The organism is Facklamia lactis (genome assembly GCF_015863205.1).
In the GTDB taxonomy this organism is placed as follows: Bacteria; Bacillota; Bacilli; order Lactobacillales; family Aerococcaceae; genus Facklamia; species Facklamia lactis.
This window is the reverse complement of record NZ_JACBXQ010000001.1, coordinates 525,130-550,304: the sequence shown is the minus strand read 5'-3', so window position 1 is coordinate 550,304 and position 25,175 is coordinate 525,130. Positions and strand designations below refer to the sequence as shown.

At 34.9% G+C, this 25,175-nt stretch carries 23 protein-coding genes; 22 read left to right on the top strand and 1 reads right to left on the bottom strand.

From position 1 onward, the window contains the following. Positions 1-245 precede the first annotated feature (245 nt). From HZY91_RS02515 to HZY91_RS02415, 21 genes are all read left to right on the top strand, one after another. Positions 246-917, top strand: coding sequence for a TetR/AcrR family transcriptional regulator (locus HZY91_RS02515; protein WP_197114370.1), 672 nt, complete (start codon positions 246-248; stop codon positions 915-917). After that, positions 898-1,785: an ABC transporter ATP-binding protein gene (locus HZY91_RS02510; protein WP_197114369.1), complete on the top strand. Its 888-nt coding sequence runs from the start codon at positions 898-900 to the stop codon at positions 1,783-1,785. Before HZY91_RS02515 ends, HZY91_RS02510 begins: the two co-directional genes overlap by 20 nt. 1 nt (position 1,786) lies before the next feature. Continuing rightward, positions 1,787-3,385, top strand: coding sequence for an ABC transporter permease (locus HZY91_RS02505; protein WP_197114368.1), 1,599 nt, complete (start codon positions 1,787-1,789; stop codon positions 3,383-3,385). Positions 3,386-3,521: 136 nt separating this feature from the next. Then, complete coding sequence (locus tag HZY91_RS02500) at positions 3,522-4,370, top strand: aminoglycoside 6-adenylyltransferase (RefSeq protein WP_197114366.1); 849 nt, start codon at positions 3,522-3,524, stop codon at positions 4,368-4,370. A 119-nt stretch (positions 4,371-4,489) separates the two neighbouring features. Beyond that, positions 4,490-5,845: a DUF2254 family protein gene (locus HZY91_RS02495; RefSeq protein ID WP_197114364.1), complete on the top strand. Its 1,356-nt coding sequence runs from the start codon at positions 4,490-4,492 to the stop codon at positions 5,843-5,845. Positions 5,846-6,462: 617 nt separating this feature from the next. Then, a complete protein-coding gene (locus HZY91_RS02490) occupies positions 6,463-7,557 on the top strand; it encodes a helix-turn-helix domain-containing protein (protein WP_197114362.1) in 1,095 nt (364 codons plus the stop codon). 596 nt (positions 7,558-8,153) lie between these two features. Next, on the top strand, positions 8,154-8,333 hold the full coding sequence (locus HZY91_RS02485) for a hypothetical protein (RefSeq protein WP_197114360.1): 180 nt from the start codon (positions 8,154-8,156) through the stop codon (positions 8,331-8,333). 70 nt (positions 8,334-8,403) lie between these two features. Continuing rightward, positions 8,404-9,480: an arginase family protein gene (locus tag HZY91_RS02480; RefSeq protein WP_197114358.1), complete on the top strand. Its 1,077-nt coding sequence runs from the start codon at positions 8,404-8,406 to the stop codon at positions 9,478-9,480. Further along, on the top strand, positions 9,461-10,714 hold the full coding sequence (locus HZY91_RS02475) for a hypothetical protein (protein ID WP_197114356.1): 1,254 nt from the start codon (positions 9,461-9,463) through the stop codon (positions 10,712-10,714). Before HZY91_RS02480 ends, HZY91_RS02475 begins: the two co-directional genes overlap by 20 nt. A gap of 12 nt (positions 10,715-10,726) precedes the next feature. Continuing rightward, complete coding sequence (locus tag HZY91_RS02470; protein ID WP_197114354.1) at positions 10,727-11,836, top strand: hypothetical protein; 1,110 nt, start codon at positions 10,727-10,729, stop codon at positions 11,834-11,836. A gap of 17 nt (positions 11,837-11,853) precedes the next feature. Next, positions 11,854-12,864 (top strand): ATP-binding cassette domain-containing protein, encoded by a 1,011-nt coding sequence (locus tag HZY91_RS02465; protein WP_197114352.1) that lies wholly within the window; start codon positions 11,854-11,856, stop codon positions 12,862-12,864. Continuing rightward, positions 12,818-13,603 (top strand): hypothetical protein, encoded by a 786-nt coding sequence (locus HZY91_RS02460; RefSeq protein ID WP_197114341.1) that lies wholly within the window; start codon positions 12,818-12,820, stop codon positions 13,601-13,603. Before HZY91_RS02465 ends, HZY91_RS02460 begins: the two co-directional genes overlap by 47 nt. A 2-nt stretch (positions 13,604-13,605) precedes the next feature. Continuing rightward, positions 13,606-14,409 (top strand): ABC transporter permease, encoded by an 804-nt coding sequence (locus HZY91_RS02455; RefSeq protein WP_197114339.1) that lies wholly within the window; start codon positions 13,606-13,608, stop codon positions 14,407-14,409. 313 nt (positions 14,410-14,722) lie between these two features. Next, entirely contained in the window at positions 14,723-16,984 is a 2,262-nt protein-coding gene (locus HZY91_RS02450) for an amidase family protein (RefSeq protein WP_197114337.1), read from the top strand. A gap of 59 nt (positions 16,985-17,043) precedes the next feature. Continuing rightward, on the top strand, positions 17,044-17,373 hold the full coding sequence (locus HZY91_RS02445) for an ATP-binding cassette domain-containing protein (protein WP_328751590.1): 330 nt from the start codon (positions 17,044-17,046) through the stop codon (positions 17,371-17,373). Between the two features lie 276 nt (positions 17,374-17,649). Further along, on the top strand, positions 17,650-18,828 hold the full coding sequence (locus tag HZY91_RS02440) for an oxidoreductase (protein WP_197114333.1): 1,179 nt from the start codon (positions 17,650-17,652) through the stop codon (positions 18,826-18,828). Positions 18,829-18,988: 160 nt separating this feature from the next. Further along, positions 18,989-19,114, top strand: a complete 126-nt coding sequence (locus HZY91_RS02435; RefSeq protein ID WP_197114331.1) for a TipAS antibiotic-recognition domain-containing protein — start codon at positions 18,989-18,991, stop codon at positions 19,112-19,114. Between the two features lie 332 nt (positions 19,115-19,446). Beyond that, positions 19,447-20,775 carry a rhodanese-like domain-containing protein gene (locus HZY91_RS02430; protein WP_197114329.1) on the top strand — a complete coding sequence of 443 codons (1,329 nt, stop codon included), beginning with the start codon at positions 19,447-19,449 and terminating at the stop codon, positions 20,773-20,775. A gap of 34 nt (positions 20,776-20,809) precedes the next feature. Beyond that, a complete protein-coding gene (locus tag HZY91_RS02425) occupies positions 20,810-21,754 on the top strand; it encodes a methionine ABC transporter ATP-binding protein (RefSeq protein ID WP_197114327.1) in 945 nt (314 codons plus the stop codon). Further along, the gene (locus tag HZY91_RS02420) at positions 21,747-22,424 is read left to right on the top strand and encodes an ABC transporter permease subunit (RefSeq protein WP_197114325.1); all 678 of its coding nucleotides are present in this window, start codon (positions 21,747-21,749) and stop codon (positions 22,422-22,424) included. The genes HZY91_RS02425 and HZY91_RS02420 overlap by 8 nt, the downstream gene beginning before the upstream one ends. A gap of 13 nt (positions 22,425-22,437) precedes the next feature. Beyond that, complete coding sequence (locus HZY91_RS02415; protein ID WP_197114323.1) at positions 22,438-23,253, top strand: MetQ/NlpA family ABC transporter substrate-binding protein; 816 nt, start codon at positions 22,438-22,440, stop codon at positions 23,251-23,253. A gap of 156 nt (positions 23,254-23,409) precedes the next feature. On the opposite strand, the gene HZY91_RS02410 is transcribed toward HZY91_RS02415, so the two are convergent. Next, the gene (locus HZY91_RS02410; RefSeq protein WP_197114322.1) at positions 23,410-24,318 is read right to left on the bottom strand and encodes a LysR family transcriptional regulator; all 909 of its coding nucleotides are present in this window, start codon (positions 24,316-24,318) and stop codon (positions 23,410-23,412) included. Positions 24,319-24,467: 149 nt separating this feature from the next. Between HZY91_RS02410 and HZY91_RS02405 the strand changes: the two genes are divergently transcribed. Then, a complete protein-coding gene (locus tag HZY91_RS02405) occupies positions 24,468-25,169 on the top strand; it encodes a DUF5058 family protein (protein WP_197114319.1) in 702 nt (233 codons plus the stop codon). Positions 25,170-25,175: the final 6 nt, after the last annotated feature.

The following is a 25,175-nucleotide window of genomic DNA, read 5'->3' as shown; positions in this document are numbered from 1 at the left end:
CTTATCTAGTGAAAACATAAGAGGATTGCTTAAGAAATAGACTGTTTACTTAGATAAATTATTTTCAACACCTTTCCGTTTGGGAAGGTGTTTTTGGTGATTAACAATTATTATTAGATCAAAAGAATGAAGGCATGAATTTAGTGGTTAGGAGATTTAACATCAACCTATTGACCATATCGGTCGATAAGAGTATAATGAAATTATAAACCGATTTGATCGATGAGCTTAAGAAAGGAAATGGGATGTACGAGAATTTTTATAAAATTGATGAAGACAAGCAACAACGAATAGTGGAAGCCGCCATGTTGGAATTTTCTAAATATGGTTATAAGAAAACTTCTACTGAACAAGTCGCAAAGGCGGCAGGGATCTCTAAGTCGATGATCTTCCATTATTTTGGCAGTAAGGCATTACTTTTTAACTTTTTGGTCGATTATACTTGTGATCTTCTCTTAGAACATTACGAGGATTTCCTGTCTCAGATTAGGGAATTGGATTATATCGAACGTTATCATTTAGCTTCTATGTACAAGCAGCAATCCTATAAAGAAAATCGAAATTTAACGGAATTTTCTTTGGTGCTCTTTTTATCACCAGATGAGGTTTCCTTAACGGAGGAGGTGGCTGAAAAATTTGCAAGATTGCAACAACTTCAAGTGGATTATGCCAAAGATATGCATGCTGAGAAGCAAGATAGCCGATTACGTAGGGATTTACCTAAGGAGGTCTCACTAAAATATATTAAGTGGATTATGGATGGTTATAGCCAAGAGTTAATAATGAGGTTGAAAAATCAAGATGTGACACAGATGGTATTTGACGATGATTGGAAGGATTTTGATCAAATTTTAGAAAATTTGAAGCGACTCTTTTATCGCAGTGAAGGAGATAATAATGAAGGATACAATTCTTGAATTAAATAATGTCAGAAAATCGTACGGTAATTTTCAAGCCTTAAAAGGGATCGATCTTACCTTGAATGCTTCAGAAATATTAGGCTTTATCGGTCCCAATGGTGCGGGAAAGACTACCACGATTAAAGTCATCCTAGGCATGATTAAAGCTCAAGGAACTAGTAGGGTCTTTGACTTAGACAGTTGGAAGGATGCTGTGGAGATTCATAAGTATCTATCGTATGTTCCAGGCGATGTTAATCTTTGGCCCAACTTGACAGGAGGCGAGGTGATTGATTTCTTCTTGATGTTAAAGAAGCAAAAGGACACCTCTTACAAGCATGAATTAATCAAACGATTCGACTTGGATCCTACCAAAAAATGTAAAACTTATTCGAAAGGAAATCGCCAAAAGGTGGCTTTAATTGCAGCCTTAAGTTCTGATGTGAGTTTATACATTTTTGACGAGCCTACTTCAGGATTGGATCCTTTAATGGAGACACTTTTTCAAGAGGAAGTAAGACAGTTGAAGGATCAAGGGAAATCGATTCTACTATCCTCTCACATTCTCTCAGAAGTGGAACAGCTTTGTGATACGATCAATATCATTAAAGAAGGCAAAATAATTGAGAAGGGCAACTTGCAAGATATGCGACACTTAAGCATGTCTAATATTAGAGTCTCCACGGAGAAAAACATTTCAGGCCTCGATCAAGTGGATTACATTAAAGATTATCGACTAATTGACGGTTACCATGAGTTTAAAATTGAAAATCACAAGATTGGAGAAGTGATCGCTCAACTGAGCCAATATGAGATTAAGTCTTTTGAATCACGTCTATCTACTTTAGAAGAATTATTTATGGGTTATTATGGAGAGGAGCATTAGGATGGCTAAAGCACTCAAAAATACTTTTGCTCTGGTCAAATTTATCTTTAAAACAGAGAGAATCGTCCTCCCTCTTTATTTGTTATCCATGACTGTTTTCTTGGTGGGCTTGTGGCCAGTCTTTGATGAAATGTTAGCTTCAGCATCTAATATGGAAGTCCTAATTGAAACTATGCGTAACCCAGCCATGATTTCTATGGTGGGGCCGGTCTTTGTTGAAGATACCTATACGACGGGTTCTATGTATGCTAACTATATGACAGTCTTCGCGGCGATTATGGTGGCCATTTGGAATATTCTGTTTATGGTGAAACACACCCGGCAGAATGAGGAGCAGGGGCGGTCAGAATTAGTTCGTTCTTTACCTGTCGGCAGGTATGCAAATGAGGTAGCGAGTTTGATCATTGCTTTTCTAGTCAATTTGGTCCTGGGACTTTTGATGATCATTGGTTTTAAAGTCCTTTCGCCAGATGCTTCCCTTAATAGTATTGTTAATTTATCTCTCTCGATTTTTGCTTTTGGTTTTTTGTTCGCTGTTATGACCTTATTGTTTGCCCAGCTAAGTAATACGGCCAGAATTGCAAGCTCTTTATCATTTTTGACCCTCTTAATTTTTTACTTGTTAAGAGCCATGGGAGATGTTTCGAAAGAAGTCCTTTCCTTGATTTCACCCCTTGGTTTGATCACTCGAACTGAAACTTTTGTGAATGACTATTATTGGCCTTTGCTAATATTGGCCTTTGAAATTATAGTGATCTTGATCTTGGCAATCTTTTTATTAAGTCGACGGGATTTGGATAGTGGACTTCTTAAAGAGCGACCAGGACGTAGAGGAATTAGTCCTTTCATCAAAGGGGTTCCGAGTTTTACTTTGAAGTTGTTAGCCGGTCAACTCGTGATTTGGGCCTTGGTGCTTTTAACTTTTTCAGCCATGTATGGGAGTACCCTTGGTGATTTAGAAGGGTATATCAATTCTTCGGAAATTGTCAAACAAATGCTGGTGGTGAATTCTGACTTTTCCTTAACGGAACAGTTTGTAGGATTGTTAGTGCTAATTATGTCGATGATTGCAACGATTCCTGTTATTAATTTTGTGAAGCGAATTTTAACAGAAGAACGTCATTTTCTGAGTGAGGAGATTTTAAATCAACCCGTTTCGCGCTACACTTATTTTGCTTCCTTCATTCTCGTTTCGGTCTTGGCAGCGATTGGCTATCAAGCCCTGGTGGCTACAGGATTTTGGCTAGTGGGCCGTCAAGTGATGGAAGATTTACCCGATTTAGAGGTTTTTATGGTTGCTTGTTTTAATTATTTGCCGGCTATTCTCGTAACACTGGGGCTTGCGATCTTTCTGATAGGCTGTCAGCCTCGTTTATCTTGGTTAGCCTATCTGTATTTGGGTTATTCTTTCATGGTCATCTATATTGGTCGTATGTTTGATCTTCCTGAATTCATGGAGAAATTAACACCTTTTGGTTTGCTTCCCAATTACCCTATTGATAAATTAGATTATGGGATGTTAGGGATATTGATGGGGATCTTTTTACTCCTGACGTATCTAGGTCTTAAATTCTATCGTCATCGCGATCTGAATTCTTAGTTTGAGAAGTGTTACCTCAATTGAGCGAAAGCATTTGCTTAATTGAGGTTTTTTGTGTCTTTTATTGTAGAATAGAAGAAAGATTAAAAGAGAATCTATTTTACGTGTAAGGATCGTCACTCGGGGAGGGATAGGCTTGAGAAGTGAAAAAGAAATAATGGACTTAACGATTCGAATCGCGATGGCTGATGATCGCATTGAGGGAGTGCTCTTGAATGGTTCCCGTGCTAATCCCAGAAGTCGTAAGGATCGCTTTCAAGATTATGATCTTGTCTATATTACGCGTTATGTCAACGAAATTGCCCAGGAAAAAGACTGGCCTCAACAATTTGGCGATGTATTAATCATGCAGACACCTGATAAACAACCAGGTTTAACCGATTATTCAGTTTTTGCTTTTTTGATGCAGTTCAAAGATTTAACGCGCATTGATTTGAGATTGATTCATCCTGAGGTTCTAACAGATCGATTAGATGATGCCTATTCGCAGGTCTTATTAGATAAACAGGGCTCTTATGGAGCATTTAACTTTAACCGTGAGTTAGAACTTTACCATACTTATATCGCGAGTGAAGAAGAGATCAAGCAATGGCTGAATGAAATTTTCTGGGTCAGTACGTATGTGGTAAAGGGAATTGCGCGGCAAGATCGTCTCTATGCTGAGTCCCTTTTAAGTCATGTATTGAGGAAAATGTTGATAGAGTTGATAAAGCAAGAACAATTAATTGATTTACACCGAGCGCACTATAATTTTGGTAAGTTTGACCAGGGGATTTTGGAACACTTAAAGGATCAGCAAACGTTTCTATCACTTTATGGTAATACGAGTTTACAGGAGATAGAAGAGCATTTAAGGATTATCATCGAGGAAAGTCATGGCATTGCTCAGCGACTGGCTTCCTATTATGGTTTTCACTATGATTCGTGTGAATATGAGGCGGCTAAGACCTATTTTAGCCAAGTGCTAGGTCCATTCGAATCCTGATTAAAAAATCTGTCAATAACAAGTACAAGCAACCTGCTAGGGAGGATCCATCGTGTCCTCCCTAGTTCTTATTTCTTGAATTGGGGAGCCAGTTCCTATAAATTGAGAGTGTCAAAATAATGAAAAAAGACAAAATTTTGATAGGTTTAGTAACCATTTTGAAAGGATTAAACGATATGAAAAATTTCGAGTGGCTAAAAGTCAGAAAATCATCCTGGTATTATCCGGCTATTTTCGGGATTTTGAGTGCTGCTTTGGCTGTTGGTCTTACGTTTTTTGATCATCAATTTGATGATGCAAATTTACCATCAGCTATTAAGCCTTTTTTTATTTCGGTTGAGCTGGCTGTTCAGATTCTCAATACTGTTGTGATTGTTTCATCTACAATATTAACCTTTACTTTCTCGACAACCATGGTGGTTCTGACTAATTTTTCTTCGCAATATTCTGAAAGTTTGGTCGAGAATTTCTTGGATAATACGGTGACCCTTAAAGCTTTCGGTATTTTTTTTGGGGGCTTTACTTATACGATTACCAGTCTTTTATTATTCGATATGAATATTGATAATGAAAAGGTCATTGTGGCGAGTGTTTGTATTGTCTACGTGCTCGTTGATTTGATTTATTTCAATGGCTTTATTCGAGCAGTGATCAATTATATTCAGCCCAATGGTTTAGTAATAAGGCTTCAACGGGAGGCGGAGGAACATTTAGATATCTATGAGCGTTCGATTGAGGGAAAAGAGATTTTGGATGAACCAGATTTACCTTCCGAACACTATGCTTATCAATATTCTGTGCTGGCTGATAAGGATGGTTATATTCAAGAGGTTGATGTCAAGAAGGTCTGTCAACGGGTGACAGAAGCAGAAAAATCAGCGATTTTCCATCATGTGGTAGGAGTCTTTATCACCTTAAATACCCCGATGTTTACGATCTTGTCCCATGAAGAGATCCCTTCAGAAGAGTTGGAACGATGGGAGCAAGACTTGTTAGCGTGTGTGTCGATTGGCTATATTCGAACTGGGCACCAGGATTTTTTCTTTTCAATCCAGAAGATTATGGATATTGGTATGAAGTCGATCACGTCAACTATTTATGCTCCCAATTCGACTTTATCTTCCATGAATGTGATCATGGTTCTTTTACGACGTATTGTCCAGTTTAAGGATGGCTATCTCATCGAAGGTGAGGATATTGATCGATCGTTTGTGGCCTTCAAGACCCTTGATTTCTCGGAAGTCATTCAGGATATTTATGATCCAGTCTTGAATTATGGCTTTGATAACGGGATTATTATTAAATATATCTTTCAATCATTGGAGACAATTAGCCAAGGAGCTTCGGAAGAGAACCGTGCCAAAGTTGTGAAATACGTAGAGAATATACAGAAGTATTTAGAAAAGCATAAGGAAGATCATGTAAATTATCATTACGAGAAGGATTATCAGCACTTTGTCGATAAAAATTGTTAATAAAATAATCTTTGAATCAATCAAGCAGGAGAAGTTCATTCTCCTGTTTTTTTGGTGGGCATGATTGATAGAGGATTTGGAACAAGACCATTGATCATAAGTTGCAGAATCGTTAACTCAATTTAAGGAATGTCAACGTTTCGGAACTATAGTTAATGAAATAGAAATTATATAATAGAATCAAATGTTAAAGCGTCTTAACGGGAAGTCTTAATGAGAAAGGTGCAGACATTTTGCTCTTGATGCGATTTGTATTGAGGGACAATCTAATAGAAAAGGGTGAAAAGAATGGTATTATGGTTATCTTTTGCAGTCGTGATGTTAGCTGGACTCTTTGCTTGGAAATACAACGAAGAAAAGAAAAATAAAAGATAGATTGTATTGGAAAGATCATTAAAAAATGGATTTTTAAAGGATTCAGTTTACGATGCAGATTTCATGTACTGAGTAGATGAAGAAGGAAAAGCTTTTGTTAGAAAAATGATTAATGAGAGGGATATCTATCTAGAGCACGAATGGCTACTGATTAGATTTGATTAGAGAAAAGATGCATAATAGATGAGAGAGAATATAGAAATTAAAATAATCAAGGATTGTTCAAGTTAAGGAGCGACTAGATGAATATTGGAGCAAATATCCATAAATATCGAATCATTCAAGGCTGCACGCAAGAAGACTTAGCCCAATACTTAAAACTCAATAAAGCGACTATCTCAAAATGGGAAAATAACCAGTCCTATCCCAATATTCAGTATTTAATGCCTTTGGCTAGTTTTTTTAATGTAAGTGTGGATGATTTGTTAGGGTTTGAGAAAATCTTAAGCCATGAGGAAAGGAATGAGTTGTTTCTCCGCCTTAAAGAACAGTTTTCAGTCGAGTTGGCAGAGGAACAACTAGCGGAAATTCAATCCTTATGTCAGACTTATGCGAGTGATGATAAGACTTTAATTATGCTCTTACAGTATATCGCTAATCAATATTCTCTCCAGGAAGATCCCCAATTGCTTGAGTGTTGCTTACATTGGACGGATCATATTATGGAGAATTCGTATGATCCTGTTAATTTGGAACTAGCAAGCAATTTTAAAGCGCTCTTTCTGTTCTATAAGCAAGACTATGACACAATTATTGAAAGTTTTAGTCCGGCTTCTTATAAATTAGGGATAGAAATTTTATTAGCTCAGAGTTTTGCTATCAAAGGACAATTAGACAAGGCAAAAGAAGTCCTTCAGGTTGAACTTTATCAGGAAATATCGCTGACTCTCTCTTCTCTGACTGTTATGATCCAATTGCGGGTAGGGGATGTTCAGCAAGCCATTCATTGTGGGCAAGAGATGATTTCTATCTTTGATATTAAATATTTGCATCCAACTTGTGCAGCTGATTTATTTTATGAGGCCGCTAAGTACTATATGGAAGTGGATGAAAGTGTAGCATTGAAGTTTTTAAATGATTATCTCGATTGTATCAGCAATTTTTTAGCTATTTTTGAATTACATGGGGATCAGTTCTTCGATGCGATTGATACATGGTTGGATAATATTCCATCTGGTAAAGAATCACCATTAAAGTATCCGCAAGTCCTCATGAATGTTCGCGCTAGCATTCAAGAGGAAGGTGTTTTTGCTAGCTTGGAGCAGTCAGCTGCATACGGCTCGATTCTTAAACGACTCGACCAATTTGAGCAAGTGTATGGCAATAAAGTTGATTAAAATCATTTCAAAAATAAATTTTGTTAAGAAATGGAAGCTGAGATCACTTATTATCAAATGTTTGGAGCTGAGAGGGTTCAATCGGAAAGCTTAAAAGCTGAGGAAGCATGTTAAACAACTCCTATGCTTTAGAGGTTATTGCAATAATTAGCTTTCAATGTTGTTAAAAAAGATTGAGGTTGTGACATAAGTGATTTATTTTTGAAAAAACGATTAATCCTTCGAATATTTCCCTCGCAAGAGACCACTCTACAAAAGAGTAGGCCAGTTCTTCAACTGGCCTACTCTTTTTCGGTCTAGATCTACAAGGCAGACTACGTCGATCTTCTTTCGTCTTGGAGTGTAAAAATTCGATGGTCGTTTGGCAAAAACATTAGGGGATATCACCCCTTAATGTGATTTTTAAGAACCAAAGATTCATGACTAATACTTAAAATTTTTGTTAGTTATATTTATACAAGAAGATCCAAAAGATATAGAATCAATAATGTATTTTAATGGAATTTTATTTATGTGAAATTACAAGAAAACGAACATTGACAGCGGTTTCAACGTATGGTATTTTTGAATTAAATAGTTTAGGAAGGAGGTGGAGTATGGAAAAGGCGATATTAAGTGAAAGCAGCTCACTGGTTTCTTTTGAACAAACTATCGAAGATTTAAAAGCATCTTTGCTAGAAGAAGGTGATGTAGAGATTTTTGAAGAGAAAGAAGCTGAACTTGGCTTTATGTTTTCAAAAGGCGGTGGAAGTAGATTGCGGCAAAGAATGTCATAGAATATTTGTAGAAAATATAAGCTTCTTTACTTCCATAGTTGAGTAAAGAAGTTTTTTTAGGAGCATGGATATGGCTGTTTTATATATTAATTCAAAAAAAGAAAAAGCATTTTTGTGGGATTATCTTAAAGGCTTAAAAAAAGAATTATCTATAAGTGAATGTAACGAAATAAAAAAGTTATTAACTTCAGATACTAATGAATATCGGTACTGTTATGAAAATGTTTTTAATGAAATTATTAAAGAAAAGGAAAATAGAAAAAGTATATTCACTATGTTTGATTCCGATGAAGTATTTTTGTCAGACATTATGTTAGAAAAAACAGAAGCAGAATATATATTTGTGGGATTTCCGTATGATTTAGGTGCGTCACAGTATCGTGGTAGTAAATTTGGCCCTTCAGTCTTAAGGTATAATAGTACATCTATTTTGGAAAATGAGACTTTAAGACGTAAAGGAATATTAGTGGGAGATCTAGGAGATCTAAAAGGAGAAGTGTTTAAAAGCAACGGCAAAGAATTTTATTATTTAATAAATGTAATAGAATATTTATTATGTAGTAATAAGTTTCCAATTATTTTAGGTGGAGATCATTCGATCAGCTATGCAACATTAATGGGGATGTGCGAATCAATAGAGGAATTTGGAATTATACATTTAGATGCACACCAGGACTATAGTGGAATTTCAAGAAATGATTGGGAAAGAGATTTAAATCATGCTAATTTTTTAGATTTTTTAGTGGAGCGCAAAGAGATAAAGAGCATTACTCAGTTAGGGATTAGAAATAATATCTTATCTGTATCTCATGCTAAAATAAATAGTTTTAGTGTAGAAGAAACGATATCAAATATTGATCAAATAATTGATAGTTTAGATAAAAGTATTCCGTATTTTATTACTTTTGATGTGGACTGTTTGTCGACTTCAATAATGCAATCAACAGGTACACCATTGCCTGGGGGATTTGAATTTCGAGAAATCTCAAGTGTTTTGATAAAAATTATTAATAATTTAAAAATTTTAGGTATTGATATAGTTGAGCTAAATGATAATCAGAAATTAGATGCTATGACAGTTAATCAACTTTTGATATTAATTTTATTAGAGAATAAAAGGTATAAAAATGAACATAGAATATATTAAAACTGATACTATATTAGAAACAGAAAAAATTAGTCTGAATTATATAAGGTTACATAGAGAAGATTTTAGAAAAAAAATTATCAAAGATAAATCGTATTGGGAAAGTTTATGGTATAAATCCCCTTCCAAAATAGCAAATAGTATTGAGGAACAAAATAAAATTTTGGGAGATAATTTTGTCTATGAACGTAATTTAAGATATCCTAACATAGAAAATTATTATGGTGAAACATTTGCTGTTCCTGATGGATTGACATATAAAGCTCTTTTATATAATTCAGGAATTGGAGCAATAGTCAATTCTATTAGAACATATATGGATGGATATTCTAGAAAGAAAATTCAAATACTTTGTTCTAGGGGCTATTTTGAAACTTTTTATTATATTTCAGGTCTACCTTATGTTTATGTTACAGAATTAGAAAATTATGATGTGCTAATTGATTATGATGTTTTGATTGTTGAACCTGTATTGTATTCTGAGAAAATGCAGAGTATTGATTACTTTCAGATAATGGATAAGTTCGTTTCAAATGATACGGTAAAAAAAATTAAAATGATTATAATTGATTGTACATTAACTACCCACTTACATTTAGATATAGATAGACTTTATGATTTTATGCGAGTTAACAAAGAAGTTATACTAGTTATAACAGAATCGTTATTAAAATTGCATCAGTTAGGATTGGAAATTAGTAGTGCTGGCTTAACTCAAATCATTTTTTCTGAAGCCGGAAAGTTTACTCAAAGTATGAAAAATTTTTTAGACAAATGCGAAAAAAACCGAGAGCTATATAGTATAAATTTAAGTTTAAATAATTTGAGAGGTATTTCACATCCTTTTATGTATAGCAATGAAGTTTTATCCATATACTCAAGTGCAATATTTAATAATAATGGATGGGTGGCACAAAGGTTAAATAGTGAAAAGTTTGAGGTTTTTCATCCAATTCTGGATGATTGGAACTATTTGTGGAGTGTATCGCCTATGATTATAATAAAATTAAAACCAGATAGAAAAGCACGCTATATTGAGGCTTTGAAATTTATTGAAAATAGAGTTTCGGAGATGAAAATAGAGTTTTATAATGGGGCGAGCTTTGGTTTCTTTGAATCAAGATATGAAATTATAAATTATTCAATAGAGAGAGATGAGTGGTTTTTAAAGTTGGCAATTGGGTTTAATAATAAAGATTTAGAGAAAATAATTGATATAATAAATAATTTGTGAGGTGATGAGGGGGTGAAATTTTCTAAAACATTATATCCTAGATATTCGGAAAAGTTAAGGGAAAAAATAATTGCTTTGGACACTAGTCCAGCTGTGATTTATGACAAGCAATTCATTACTGAAACTGTAAAAAATTTGCAAACTGATTTAAGAATTAATGAGAAAAATCAGCTTTTTTTTGCTATGAAAGCTAATCATAACACGGAAATCTTAAAAATATTCAAAGCATTAGGTTTAGGGATTGATATTGCAAGTGTCCAAGAATATAATTTAGCAAAGAAGATAGGGTTTAAAAGAATATCAGCAATGAATCCCACATTTACACAGAGCGATTTCTCAAAATTTGATGATGATACTTTGGTTGATATTGATTCTTTGTCTCAGCTTAAAAGATTTGTTAGTTTTCAAAAAAACAAGACTTTTGGGTTGAGAATCAAGACTGTAGGAGAATATTGTTCATTTGGAATCTCGTTAAGTGATCATTTGTTTAAATACATAAATGAAAATAGACTGCAGAGATATTTTAAAAGGATTCATTTCCATAATTCAAATCGAAGTTTAGTGGAATTACGTAAGCAACTAGAGATTGCGATAAATTTGATAGATAGATATCCTGCTATAGATACTATTAATCTAGGTGGAGATATTCTAGGCTTCTATAGATCAGGAAGACACGAATTTCTAAAAGAGTTATTTCGAATTAAAGCTGATCCTGTTTTAAGTAAAATTAATTTTATTTATGAACCAGGAGATGCACTAATTAAATATGGAGGTATGCTATTGACTTCAGTAATTGCAATTAAAAAGAATGCTGATGTTAACTATGCTTTTTTAGATTCATCTAAATGGATTTCTGGGCCGTGGCATATGGGGAGTCCAATAGTTTTAAATAACAAAACATTAGATGATTCTTTTCAGAAAAAATATTACTTTTTTGGAAATACTATGTTTTCTGGAGATACATATTTTGACGATCCAATTACTTTACCAGAATTATATGAAAACGATAGATTATTATTTCCAGAATATGGTGCCTATACTTTGTCGAATTATAGAGGATTCCATATGCTTCCAAAACCTACAGAATATATGTATATTGATGGGACACTATTGAAAATTTAATATTGGAGGATGGCTCAGTGATATTTTTAAATAAAGTGGTAAAAGCATACGTTGATACAGAAGAGCAAGCAAATAAACCGATTTGGAAGAGAATGTTTTTACCTAAAAGCAAAAAGAATGTGATCAAAGAATTATCTTTTGCTGTGAATCAGGGAGAAATCGTGGGATATATTGGAGAAAATGGTGCGGGTAAGTCCACTACGATTAAGATGATACTTGGAATTATTCCATCCGATTCAGGGGATATTTCTGTATTTAGAAAGAATCCATTTACTAATAGGAAAGAAAATGCGCAAAGAATTGGAGTATTATTTGGACAAAAATCGCATTTGTGGTGGGATTTACCCTTGATTGATTCCTTTAAGTTTCTTCAAAAAATTTACAGTAAAAATACTAAAGAAGATGATGAATGGATAGAATGGTTAATGAAAGAATTAGAAGTGGTAGACTATGCAAATGAACCTGTTAGAGAGCTGTCATTGGGACAGAGAATGAGAGGCGAATTTATTTGTGCGATGCTACATTCGCCTGAGTTAGTGATTTTAGATGAACCTACCATCGGATTGGATGTTAAAACCAAGCAAAAAATAATGGAAATTATTCTAAAAGTGAATCAAAGCAAAGGAACGACGTTTTTGATTACAAGTCACGACTTTCTTGAAATCGAAAAAGTATCCCATAAAATTATTCTTTTGAATGATGGCAAGAATGCATATCAAGGAAGTGTCTGTAATTATAAAGAAGAATACATCTACCTTAGAAAAGTGGTCCTTCATGATACAGTTGATGCCGATATTTCAATTGAGGGTCTTAAATTATTCACTCAAAATGTGTCCTCGTTAGAATATTATTTCGATGTAAGGGAAATTGCAGAAGAGGATGTATTGCGCCAAATTAAAAAGTCGAGACAAGATTTACAAATAGAAGTATCTGTTCTGACTTTTTCTGAAATTATGATTATCAAGGGCAAGGAGATGAAGAATGAATCATATAATGACTTACGCCTACTATCAATTCAAGGTGAATAGTAGATACAAAATGAATAATGTTTTTAGCGTTCTGAGTACTTTTGTTGCGGTTTTAGTCCAATATTATATTTGGAAATACGTTGAAAGGGTTGAAAACTTCAATACGAATGCGATAGCGATTTACATTTTATGTGCTTTAACCTTTTCATTAATTTTGCCGATTTTCTCTGCTGCTGATTTTATTTCGAGTAAGGTATTAAAAGGAGACATTATTAATTTTCTACACCGTCCCCAAAGTTTATTTTTTATTAATTTTGGGGTACAAATGGGAAATGTGGGTTATAAATTATTGTACCGACTCATTCCTGTCTGGCTATTATATCTAGTGTTTTTCCGTGAGAGTTTTACGGATTGGCAAGGACCCGACTCTTTATTAATCGTGCTTGTATCTGTTTTATTGAGTTGGATCTTAGCCTTCATTTTAGGCTATATGATTGGTTTGTTATCTACCGTTTTAATTAGTATCAATGGATTAAAAAGTCTGATGGCCGGTTTGCTGTTGTTCTTAGGTGGCAGTCTTTTACCGCTTAATTTGTATCCTGAATTTATTCAACGAATTGTAATATTGTCACCCTTTGCCTCAATTAGCTATTATCCGGTTGCGATGATAAGTGGTATAGCCTTTTTTGATCCTTTAACTTCAATTTTTGTTCAGTTAGCTTGGATCGGTGTCGCAAGTTTAATTTTATTCAGGATGTATCGCTATGTATCGAATAAACTGGATGTTATGGGAGGCTAACGATGATCAAAAAAATTAAGTTTCATTTATCTATCTATAAGTATTTCGTTAAGATGGATGTGAAAAGAATAGGGCTATATCCGGTTGATTTCGTGTTAGGAAATTTAGGCTTTTTTCTAGATACGATTTCTAACTTGTTTGTACTTTATATCATCATGTCGACAACAAAAGTTTTAGGTGAATTTAATGGGTATCAAATGTTGTTTTTCTATAGCTTTTTAATGTTGTCAGGAGCTTTGTTTGAAATGTTTTTTGTGACGGTCTTGGAAGTCCCGTATATGATTCATACGGGTGAGATGGATATCTTTTTGTTAAGACCTTTAAATATTTTGTTTCAATTTGTTGTGTTTGAATTGGATGAAGAGACTGTGTTTGAAGCGATATTTGCTGCGGGATTGCTCGCATTTGCAATTAGTCAAATGGAAAACACTTGGCATCTTGTATTTTTTATTAAATTGATCGGTTATTTAATATCGTCTGTGCTGGTGAGGTATGGAATATATTTGATGTTAAGTAGTCTATCTTTTTGGTGGATATCGACTGATGGGTTAAAAAGCATTTTGTGGGAAATATCTCAGCTTTCGAATTACCCCTTGTCCATTTATCCAATGCTATTAAAAGTTCTGTTAATTGTTGTACCATTTAGTTTCGTAGGCTATTTTCCCGTTAAGGATCTCTTATTTAGTCATAATTTATATACTATGGCTACTTTTGTTAATTTGTTTGTGGGAATCTTTGTTTTTTCGATTGTTTACTTGACAATTTGGAGATGGGGATTGAGTAAGTATAGAAGCGCAGGAGGCTAGCATCATTGTGGGTGATCTATCATTTTGCTTCGTGAATTTAATTAAATAGTATCTCATTTCGGATAGGTTGGACAAACCTCGTCAATGCTTTCTTACATTGATGGGTGTTTGTCTTTTTATGTTCTCAAGTAAAAGAAAGATGACTTTCTATTGGATATGTTTTACCTATTCTTATACAATTGGATGATTCACATATTTTTATCATTAGATTCTTAGTGAAAATCACCTTGATAACTTTAGTATGTCATTTACTAAAAGCCCTTTCTTATCTATAATAGAAGGTATTAATATGGGATGAAAGTAGGTTGGTATTGTGAAAAAAATCGTCAATTCTTTGTTGTTAGGAGTCATCTTAGCGGGGAATTTTGGGCTTGCACCTGTTTTAACAGCTGTTCAGGCTCAAGAAACTATTCCTGAGGCGTCGATTGAAACAACGGTGACGTCACCAGAGAACTCCGTCAGTATTCCGGAGGTCTCAACGACTATTGAGGTCGAGACAACGGTTGAGGAAACGACAGAAAGTGAATCAGATTCTCTTCCAGAAGCAGGTTCAGAGAGTTTTTCAAATGATGAGACCAGTTTGGAAGTCAGTGAAACAACAGTTGAAGATTCGATATCTTCAGCAGCGATGAATATAGAAGTCACAGAAACGACCGTGGCAGAACAAGACCTCGATGAGACGAGTCAAGCTTTAACCTTGGAAGACTACCGTCAGGCATCTGCTGTGGAATTAGCCCAAGCAATCCGTGAGGGGAGAACGACTCCGGAAGCTTTAATTGATTTTGCTTTTGAAATGATTGAAATGACTAATCCAGAATTAAATAATGTGATTAGTTTAAGAAAAGAAGCAGCTTTAGCAGAATTAGCAGCGATGACCGATCAAGGACAAGCTTTTTATGGAGTGCCAATCTTAGTGAAAGGTTTGGGACACTCGATTGAAGGAGGAAGCAATTCACTGGGAATCGGCTTTATGGAAGATCAGATTTCGCAGACAACTGGCAGATACGTAAAAGCTTTACAAGAAGCAGGCTTTATTGTGATTGGACAGACCTCATATCCTCAACTAGGCTGGATCAATGTGACGAATTCTGATCTTTATGGAGATACCCATAATCCTTGGTCTTTAGACCATAATCCGGGTGGGTCATCTGGAGGATCGGCTGCAGCCGTAGCCGTTGGTCAAGTTCCCGTCGCAACAACCAGTGATGCAGGGGGCTCAACACGAATTCCTGCTTCTTGGTCGAGCTTGATTGGACTTCATCCTTCACGCGGGATTTTGGAGGCGAACTCTGGTAGTTTGAGGAGCCAGACTAGTCACTTTGTCACGACCCAAACGATGGAAGACACCATTCAGCTTTTTGAGACCCTTCTAAAAGATCAGGCAGCTTCACAAGTGGGGCATGACTTGTTAAATCCGAGTCTCCCGATTGCCTATTCACTCAAAACACCAGCAGGAACGCCAATGGATCTGGAAGCAGAGGAAGCGGTGTTGAATGCAGTCGATTTCCTGAAAAATCAAGGCTATCAATTAGTCGAAGTCGATTATCCAATCGATGGCAAGAAAATGATGGAAAGCTATTACACCATTGCAGCGAGTGGGTCGGGGATTGCTAATTATCAAGCACAAAAGTTAATGGGTCGCAATCTGCAAGCGTCAGATGTGGAATTGTTAACGTGGGCGCTCTATCAAACGTCACAAGTTTTAGACCCAGAAGATGTGGATCAGGCTTGGGAATATGTGCGCTTCATGGAAAGGGAAATGGAGAGTTTTTACCAAAAGTTTCCGCTTTTTCTAACACCAACAACGGCTACTACAGCGCCAGAAGCAGATTATCTTCATATTCCTGAAGAACTGAAAGATACGATGCTCGATATGTCTCACTTATCAAAAGAAGAACGACTCGACTTGATTTACCAACAATGGTTACCTGCTTGGACTAAGACGCCTTTCACTCAATTAGCCAATTTAACCGGCACGCCAGCTCTTAGTCTACCCGCACATTTAGCAGATAATGGTTTACCTTTAGGGATTCAATTTGGAAGTGCCTTTGGGAATGATCGTTTACTCCTCCAGATGGGACAGCTATTTGAAGACCATGATTTATTGTATGCCTTCTATCGCAACCAAATAGAGGAAGTTTATCAATGGACGCCGTATGACGTACAATATGTTTATAATGATCAAGTAGAAGCAGGGCAAGAAAATGTCTTACAAATCGGCTCAGACGGATTGACAATTCAACAGATCATGAAATACTTTGCTGGAAATAATGTTTTAAGTGAAGACATTCAATCCGCATTATCGATTAGAGAAATGATTCCGATGATTATCGAGATTGGAACAAAACCTGTTGCCAGTCAACCGGTTGAAGAAGCTCCAATTCAGGAGGAGGTTCAGCCTGAAGTGGTTGATGCAGAAGAGGAGGAAAAGGGACTAATTCCTGTCCAAGAAACTTCAGCTGTCTCAGTCTTGCCTGAAACGGGAGAGCTTTCAAATCAAGCTCCTTATATTCTGATTCTGGTTTCATTAGGAACCTTCTTAATAGGGATTAATGATCGCAAGACCAAAGCTTAAGCTTTAATATAAAGATTTTGAAAATAAACAGTCTGTCTAGGGCTGTTTATTTTTTTGGAATGGGAAAAGAAATTTTAAAAATTAACCATTTTCTGAAGAATCAGAAAATGCACCAATTGTTTCCTTTGTTATTTTCCTCTAAAGAAATGTGGAATAAAAATATCCGTGATCTTTCCGGTGGAGAACAAAGAATGATTCTGTTTATTATAAGTCTTGCTAAAGAGGCAGACTTATATCTATTAGATGAACCTTTTACCAATATTTATCAATCATTGATCGTCTTTATGGAAGAAGCAATCGCTGAATTAGTTGCCCAAGATAAAATAGTGGTCTTGATCAGTCACGGACCTTTGACATTTCTTAAAACAAATGAGATTGAGATTCAATAAAAGGAAAATAATTTTTAATTTTTAACACACTTTATAAGGGGGAAGTTAATAATAGAAGACATACTAGTTGGGAACAATTATTTTATCATCTAACATTATTCAATGACAAAAGCATATTAATGTATTTTAGAAGCAGGTTGCTATATTCTATCTTATGAAAGGTTGAATACTTATTCAAGTGAATAAGCAAATTGTTAGCCTCAATAGAGACAAGCTGATTATGGTTAGTTTGATCAGTGAACAAAAGTTACAAATATTATGTCAAGGAGTGTTAGAATGACTAAAAAATTAACGGATACCATTATTTTACGTCACGGTGCACAATTAAAAAGCCGAATCGCGATGCCGCCGATGTTATCTTATTCCGGAAGTGCAGGAGGCTATGCCACGGAAGATACATTGAAGTATTATAGCGCTCGGTCCCAAGCAGCGAGTCTGTTAATTACGGAATATCATTATGTATCCGAAACGGGTGGGCCATGCTCTCAACTAGGATATCCTGAACAATTAGGGATTCAAGACGATCAGCACATTGAATCCATTCGATCCATTGCGAAGGCTTTGAAGAAAGATGGCAATAAAGCTATTCTTCAAATCCATCATGGTGGGCGTGAGGCTGGCATACGAGCAAGCAGAGGACAAGAAGTATTAGCCCCTAGTGCTATTGATTTTCCTTTTCTTAATTATTCATTACGTGAAATGACTCATGAAGAAATTGAAGAGATTATCAAAGACTTTGGACGAGCAACCAAACGGGCGATTGAGGTCGGATTTGATGGTGTTGAAATTCATGGCGCTAATCATTATTTAATTCAACAATTTTTCTCTGAAACCTCCAATGTTCGTCAAGATAAGTGGGGCGGAACGCTTGAAAAGCGCATGAACTTTGCTCTTGAAGTGATCAAAGAAGTTAAAAGAGTGATGACTGAATACGGACCTGAAGACTTTATCCTAGGTTATCGTTTGTCGCCAGAAGAAGTTCATGGCAATGTAGTCGGTTATCGCTTCCAAGAATCGAGCCAATTGATAGCAGAAGTGGCTAAATATGGATTGGATTATCTCAGTCTTTCTTTATGGGAGGGCTATGATTCTAAACCAGAAGGTTATGATCAATCTTATGGTCAGCTTTTTAAAGAAATTGTTGGTGATGAAACAATGATTATCGTGGTAGGATCAGTCTTTGATGAGAAGGCAGCTCAAGATGCGGTCGACAATCATACAGACATGATCGCAGTAGGGCGTGGAAGCTTGATCGATCCACTCTTTGGCCAAAAAATATTAGACGGAAAAGGTGAAACAATTGTGTCAGAGATTTCACCTGCACAAGTGAAGAATACTCATTGGACTACAGGACTTCATGAAGCATTTACTCGAAAAGATTCCCTAGGCTTGCCACCATTACCTGGACATGAAAGTATCTTAGCATTACATCAAGGACTCTACGATGATGAATAATTAGAAAGCCAGCCTATCAAGAAATGTGGGTTGGCTTTTTATTTTTTATAATTCAAGAGAGGTTTTTGAAGATTTAAATAATTAAACCACTTGACTATCACCTTACGTGACCCTTTATGCTAGAAATTAGGAACAAGGAGGTTTTTTTGATGACGAGGTCTTGATAGGTATTGCGGATACTTATGTAGATGATCCACGTTTTAGTGATTATTTTGATCGCTTTGGTAACGGTCAGTTAACAGCCTTTATTGCTCAAGCTGTTGAGGGATATTTGAGTTTAGACTAGTTTTATAAATGAGGAAGCACTTGAGTTTGTCAGTGTTTTCTCTTTTTATTTTGTTTTAAAAATGTAGAATTAAATCGCTTTGTTTTGTGGCTAATTTCCCATAAATAGGAAGAATTAAATTATTTATTGAAAATTATAATAGCATAAAAGTCTGTTAAGCCGCATAAAAAGTATCTACTTATCTCTAGGGAAAGAGTATTAATTAATAACGCTGATTGGTAAAAAATAATAATTATATTAAAATTAACGTTTAGAAATATGAATATTTTAAATTAAGATTAATTAATGATAGGGCATGAGAATGGGAAGGCTTTTTTCAAGGAGAGGGTTAGATGTTTGCCAATATTATAGAAGCTAATGAATTGGGCCAAAATTTTCGAGATTATATTGTAGTAGATATACGTAGGAGTGATCATTTTCTTGGTTATGAAAAACAAGGAGTCAAAGGGCATATTATGGGGGCAATTAATTTTCCTATAGAATGGATTCCCTATATAAATGTAGAGAAAAAATTAAGTTTTGCTCAACAAAAGGGAATTGATTTTACGAAAAAAATACTAATATATGACTCTGATAGAAATAGATTAAATCAATTCATAGAATATTTTTCGGAATATATTTCAATTGATATATTCTTTCGATTGAGCAATTTAAAGGAATATTATGATTTATATGCAGAAAATTTTTATATTTTTCCTGGATACCAATTTATAGTGAGTCCTGAATGGGTTATGGACCTCATTAATGAGGAAAGCCCGGATACTTATGATGGAAAAGGTTATTTAATTTTTGATGCAAATAGTATTGTTAATGATGGTGAAATTGAAGGAGAAGTTCATTCTTACTATCAACAGTTTGAGAATGAACATTTGCCTCAGGCAACATTACTTGATATTAGTCAAATAGAGGATGAGACCCTTCTAAATATTCGCTCTTTTGATGAAATTAAAAATTATATTGAATTTAAAGGAATATCTAAGGATATAACAGTTATTGTCTATTCTAATAGTATAACTGCCTCTTATAGAGCAGCCTTTATTTTATATTGGGCTGGTGTGGATAAAATAAGAATTCTTGATGGAGGAATTAAACTGTGGAAGCAATTAGGCTATCCTATAGAATCAGGTCCTAGTAAAGAAAATAAAAAAGGAGTCTTTGAAAGAGAGTTCCCTCTACATGATGACAAAGTGATTATAACAGGAAAAGAAATTTATGCAAAACAGCATAAATCAAAACTTAAATTGGTAAGTATTCGTGCTTGGGAAGAACATGTGGGTGATATCAGTGGTTATGAATTATTGGATTCACTGTCAGATGAAATAGTAGTAGGTGAACCGGAAGGGAGTATTTGGGGATATTGTGGAAGACGGATCAAAAAAATGGATGATTATTATTCGCCAGATGGTAGACTAAGGTCTCCGTATGAGATTGCTTCTATTTGGAAGAAACAAGGAATTAATCAAAATGATCCTATCGCATTCTATTGTGGTACAGGTTGGCGAGCATGTACCCCTTTATTTATGACTTTTATATTAGGTTGGGAACACACCTATCTTTATGATGGCTGCTGGATTGAATGGAGTCGGGATGACTCATTGCCAAACAGAGTTGAACCTTCGTGTAAATTGGTAAAACCAGATTCATATAATGATTATCAATAATAGAGAATAGATGGTGCAAATGGGAGAAATTAATATGATAACCGTAAATAATTTATCCAAAAACTATCATAATAAGAAAATTCTAGATCAAATATCATTTTCTGTTAAAAAGAAAGAAATATTCGGCATAATGGGCAATAGTGGTTCAGGGAAATCGACCTTATTACGATGTATTAATGGTTTGATTCCCTTTGAAGAGGGTCAAGTAGTGGTTAGTGGAACGGATATCTCAGCACTTAATAATCGGGAAATGAATGAGTTTAGATCTCATATTGGGATGATCTTTCAAAACTTTTCCTTAGTGGAAAGGTTAAATGTTTTTGAAAATATAGCCTTACCTTTGAAAATCAAAAAAATTTCGAAAAGTGTAATAAAAGAGAAAGTGGAAAGAATTACTCAACTCATTAACATTGAAGATAAATTATATGCGTATCCCCATCAATTATCAGGGGGGCAGAAGCAACGTGTTGCCATTGCGAGGGCTCTTGTGACTGAGCCAGAACTGATATTATCTGATGAGGCAACCTCTGCATTAGATCCTGAGACGACTGCATCTATTCTAACCTTATATGAGAAATTAAATCATGAATTAGGGGTTACATTTATGGTAGTATCGCATGAAATGAATGTTTTGAAATTAATTTCACATCGAGTTATGGAGATAAGAAATGGAAAGGCAATCAATTTAAGCGATCCGTTGACTCAATATAAGCAAAAGCGTCTCCTAAGTATGTCTAAAGAATGGCCGAACCAGCCTCGAATTCAACTATTATTATTTGTTGATTTAGAAGCACAATCTAATGTTATTAATCAATTAATTATTGAAGATAACAGTCTAATAGTAATGGCGACTCAATCTACTAAGTTTAAATATAAAACTTTAAGTGAATTTGAAATTGAGATTGCTTTTGAGCACTATCTTGATATCAAAAATATTTTAGAACTAAATCATATCGAATGGGCTGTTAACTATGAATAGTGAAATGTTATCTGAAATGTATGATCGGCTATCAAGCTTAATTTTACCTGCTACATGGGTGACTATAGAATTAGTAATGATTGTTGTTGTGATTGGGATGGTGGGAGCTTTGGCGGTAGGTCTAACTCTTTATTATTATGCACCCAATGGTTTGAAACCTCATCCAAGAATTTATTCAATGATCAGTTTATTTGTTAATCTTGTTCGGAGTATTCCTATTTTGATATTGATTATTGCTTTATCACCTGTAGTGAGAACCATTGTGGGCACTTCGATTGGTCCTAAGGCAGTCATTATTCCTTTGATATTAGCCTGTACCGCGAATATTGGTCGGTATTTGGAAAATTCATTTAGGTCAATTAATCCGCAAACGATTGAAGCCGCTCGATCTTATGGGGCAAGTGATTTAAATATTATAAAAGAAATAGTCATTAAAGAGTCTATTCCATCAATAATTTCGGCTACAACCATTGCGTTTGTTAATAATATTGCGGGTTCTACGATTGCTGGAGCCGTTGGAGGAGGTGGGATTGGATCTGTAGCGATTAATTATGGCTACCAAAGTTTTGATGATTTTATTTTATACAGTTCAGTAGTGATTTTGTTCTTTATGGTACAAATTGTTCAAACAATTGGAAATAAAATATATGATCATAGTATGAAAAAATAGGAGGAAATTTAGAATGAAAAATATGTGTAAAAATTTATTGTTATTGATTATGGCGGTTACGATGTTTGCTATGAGTACAGATGTGGCTTTTGCGAAAGAAACGATTAAAATTGGTACCGTTGGAACCTCAAGCCCCTTGGTCGAACACTTTAAAGAAGTGATGGAAGAAAAGGGAGAATATAAAGTTGAAGTTATCTCATTTGATGGAAATCATCTACCTGCTGTAGCGTTAAGTGAAGGTGAAATTGATGGTGTTATTGCTAATCATAAAGTTTGGTTAGAAACATTCAACCAAGAAAATAATGCAAAATTAGAAATGGTGGAACCATTTATTGCTTATGGACCTCAGGCACTCTATTCAGAAAAGCATGAAAAGATTGAAGATATTCCTGAAGAAGCTGTTATTGCGATTGCAGGTGATCCGGCCAATATGGAACGATCATTAATTTTATTAGAGGACATTGGATTAGTGACTTTAGGAGAAAAGAAAGGTGAATTTTATAATTTAGGAGATATTCAAGAAAATACTAAAAAAATTGAAATCTTGGAGACCGAAATAACAGCGACTGTTCGTAATATTAAGGATGTAGATGTAATCATCACACCGCCAATGATGCTACAACAAAATGATATGGACTTTGAAAATTATTTAGCAGTAGAACCTTCAGAGAGTGCTCAAAATTTTGCGATTGGGCTTATTGTCAATACAGAAGATGAAGAAAATTCTGAATGGTTAGATGCTGGCAAAGAAGTTGTTGGATCAAAAGAATATATGGATAAAGTAAAAGAGACCTATGGAGGAGCTTATTTTTATGACTTTAATGAGTAAAATTTGATCAGCTAAAAAAGGCTGTGATATAAAATTATTATTTTCTTTATCATTTCAATAGCTGCGAATGAAGATTAAGAACAGAGTATTATATTTTTTCAAAAACAATTTACTTATATCACAGCCTCTTTTTAATAATACATCGCAAGCCATTGCTTAATATGGAATGGTTAACTCAGAAATGGCTTTTTTAATAAATTCAAGAAGCAACCTTGATTCTTTGTGATGTTTATTTTCTTTTTTATAAAGGACATAATCAATGACTTGATTTTGACTAGAGACAACTTTTCGTTCAGTCAAATCATACATTTCAATAATTTGAGGGTGCGTGGCTGTCGTCCAAGTATAACTATTGTCAATATTAGAGACGAAATCTAAAAGAGTCCCTCTTTCATAGACATACACTTTATGTTTATGATTTTCTTTATCCATGCTATTTACTTCAAAGTCACCATGAATAATTTCGATAAATCCTTTTAAATCTTCCAAAAAAATATTTTTTTTGTAGGCGAGGGGATTCTTTTTGGATATTAAAATAACCCGTTGAGTTCGTTGTAATTCATACCATTCAATATTTCTGGCAGTCAGTTGATTGACAAAATGATTTTGATACATATCATCAAAACGGATAATTCCAATGTCAGAATTGGCGGTATAGATATTATTGATGACTTCCTGGTTCGTACACTCTGAAAAACGAACGGAAAGCGCAATGTTTTGTGCTCTAAGGTGGTTGATTAATGAACTGATAGCAATTGAAATATAGGAAGATCTCCTTGCAGATATTAATAACAATTCTAGTTTACTTGTCTCTCCAATAAACATTCTTTCGAATTCATCGTATTTTAATAGAATTTGTTGGGCTTGGTCAATGAATAACTGTCCCAAGTCAGTTAAAATGACACCATCATTTGTTCTTTGAAAAATATTGAATCCAATTTCTTGTTCAGTTTCCTTTAATACATTACTAAGATAGGGTTGAGAAATAAACAAATTATGAGCAGCTTTACTAATTGAACCTGTTTTAGATATTTCTATAATTCTTTTTAAATTGTCTACATTCATGGTTTTCTCTCCATATAGTTTTGACCTATGCCCCTTATCAATAATTCTAGCATACTCAGATCCAAAGAAACATGTTAAAATCCTATTAAATGAAAGCGCGTTCATTTTAAGGTGTTGTTAATTTTTGGGAATATTAAGGAGGTCAATTTATGGAAGGTCATCTTCACTTAGCAAATCATCCATTGATGTATTTAGGTTCATCAATTGGGATTATATTAGTTGTGATTCAAGGAACGTATATGTTGAGGAAAGCATTGAAAACAACCAAAGAGTTGAACATGGATAAAGAACGAGTGAAAAAAGGGATGAAAGTTGCAGCCATGAGTAGTATTGGGCCTGCGTTAGGAATTATGGGAAGTATACTCTCCCTAATTGTATCATTAGGTGCTCCGGTTGCAGCCTTAAGATTGGCTGTAATTGGAGGAACTAATTATGAGACGATGGCCGCGACTTTTGGGGCTAAGGCTGCAGGAGGAGAATTGGGGCCCGTAATGGATCCGACCGTATATGCCAATGCGCTTTGGACACCTGCTTTAGGGGTGTTGGGATGGCTGATCGTGACCTTTTTATTTGCTCATAGAATGGAAAAAATTAATGACGTTATGACCGGCGGAAGAAAAGAATTATTACCAGCAGTGAGCTTAGGGGCTATGTTAGGGGCCTTCGCTTATTTTGTGATGAACAATTCGGTTAATATTCAGATAAATCCTGCGCATGCAGCTGCTACCATTGGTGGGCTAGTCATTATGATTATTTGCCACTATATTGGGAAAAATATTGAGTGGATTGGATCCTGGTCACTCACCATTGCAATGTTTGGCGGAGCCTTTATTGGAATGTTCTTTGTATAGGAGGAA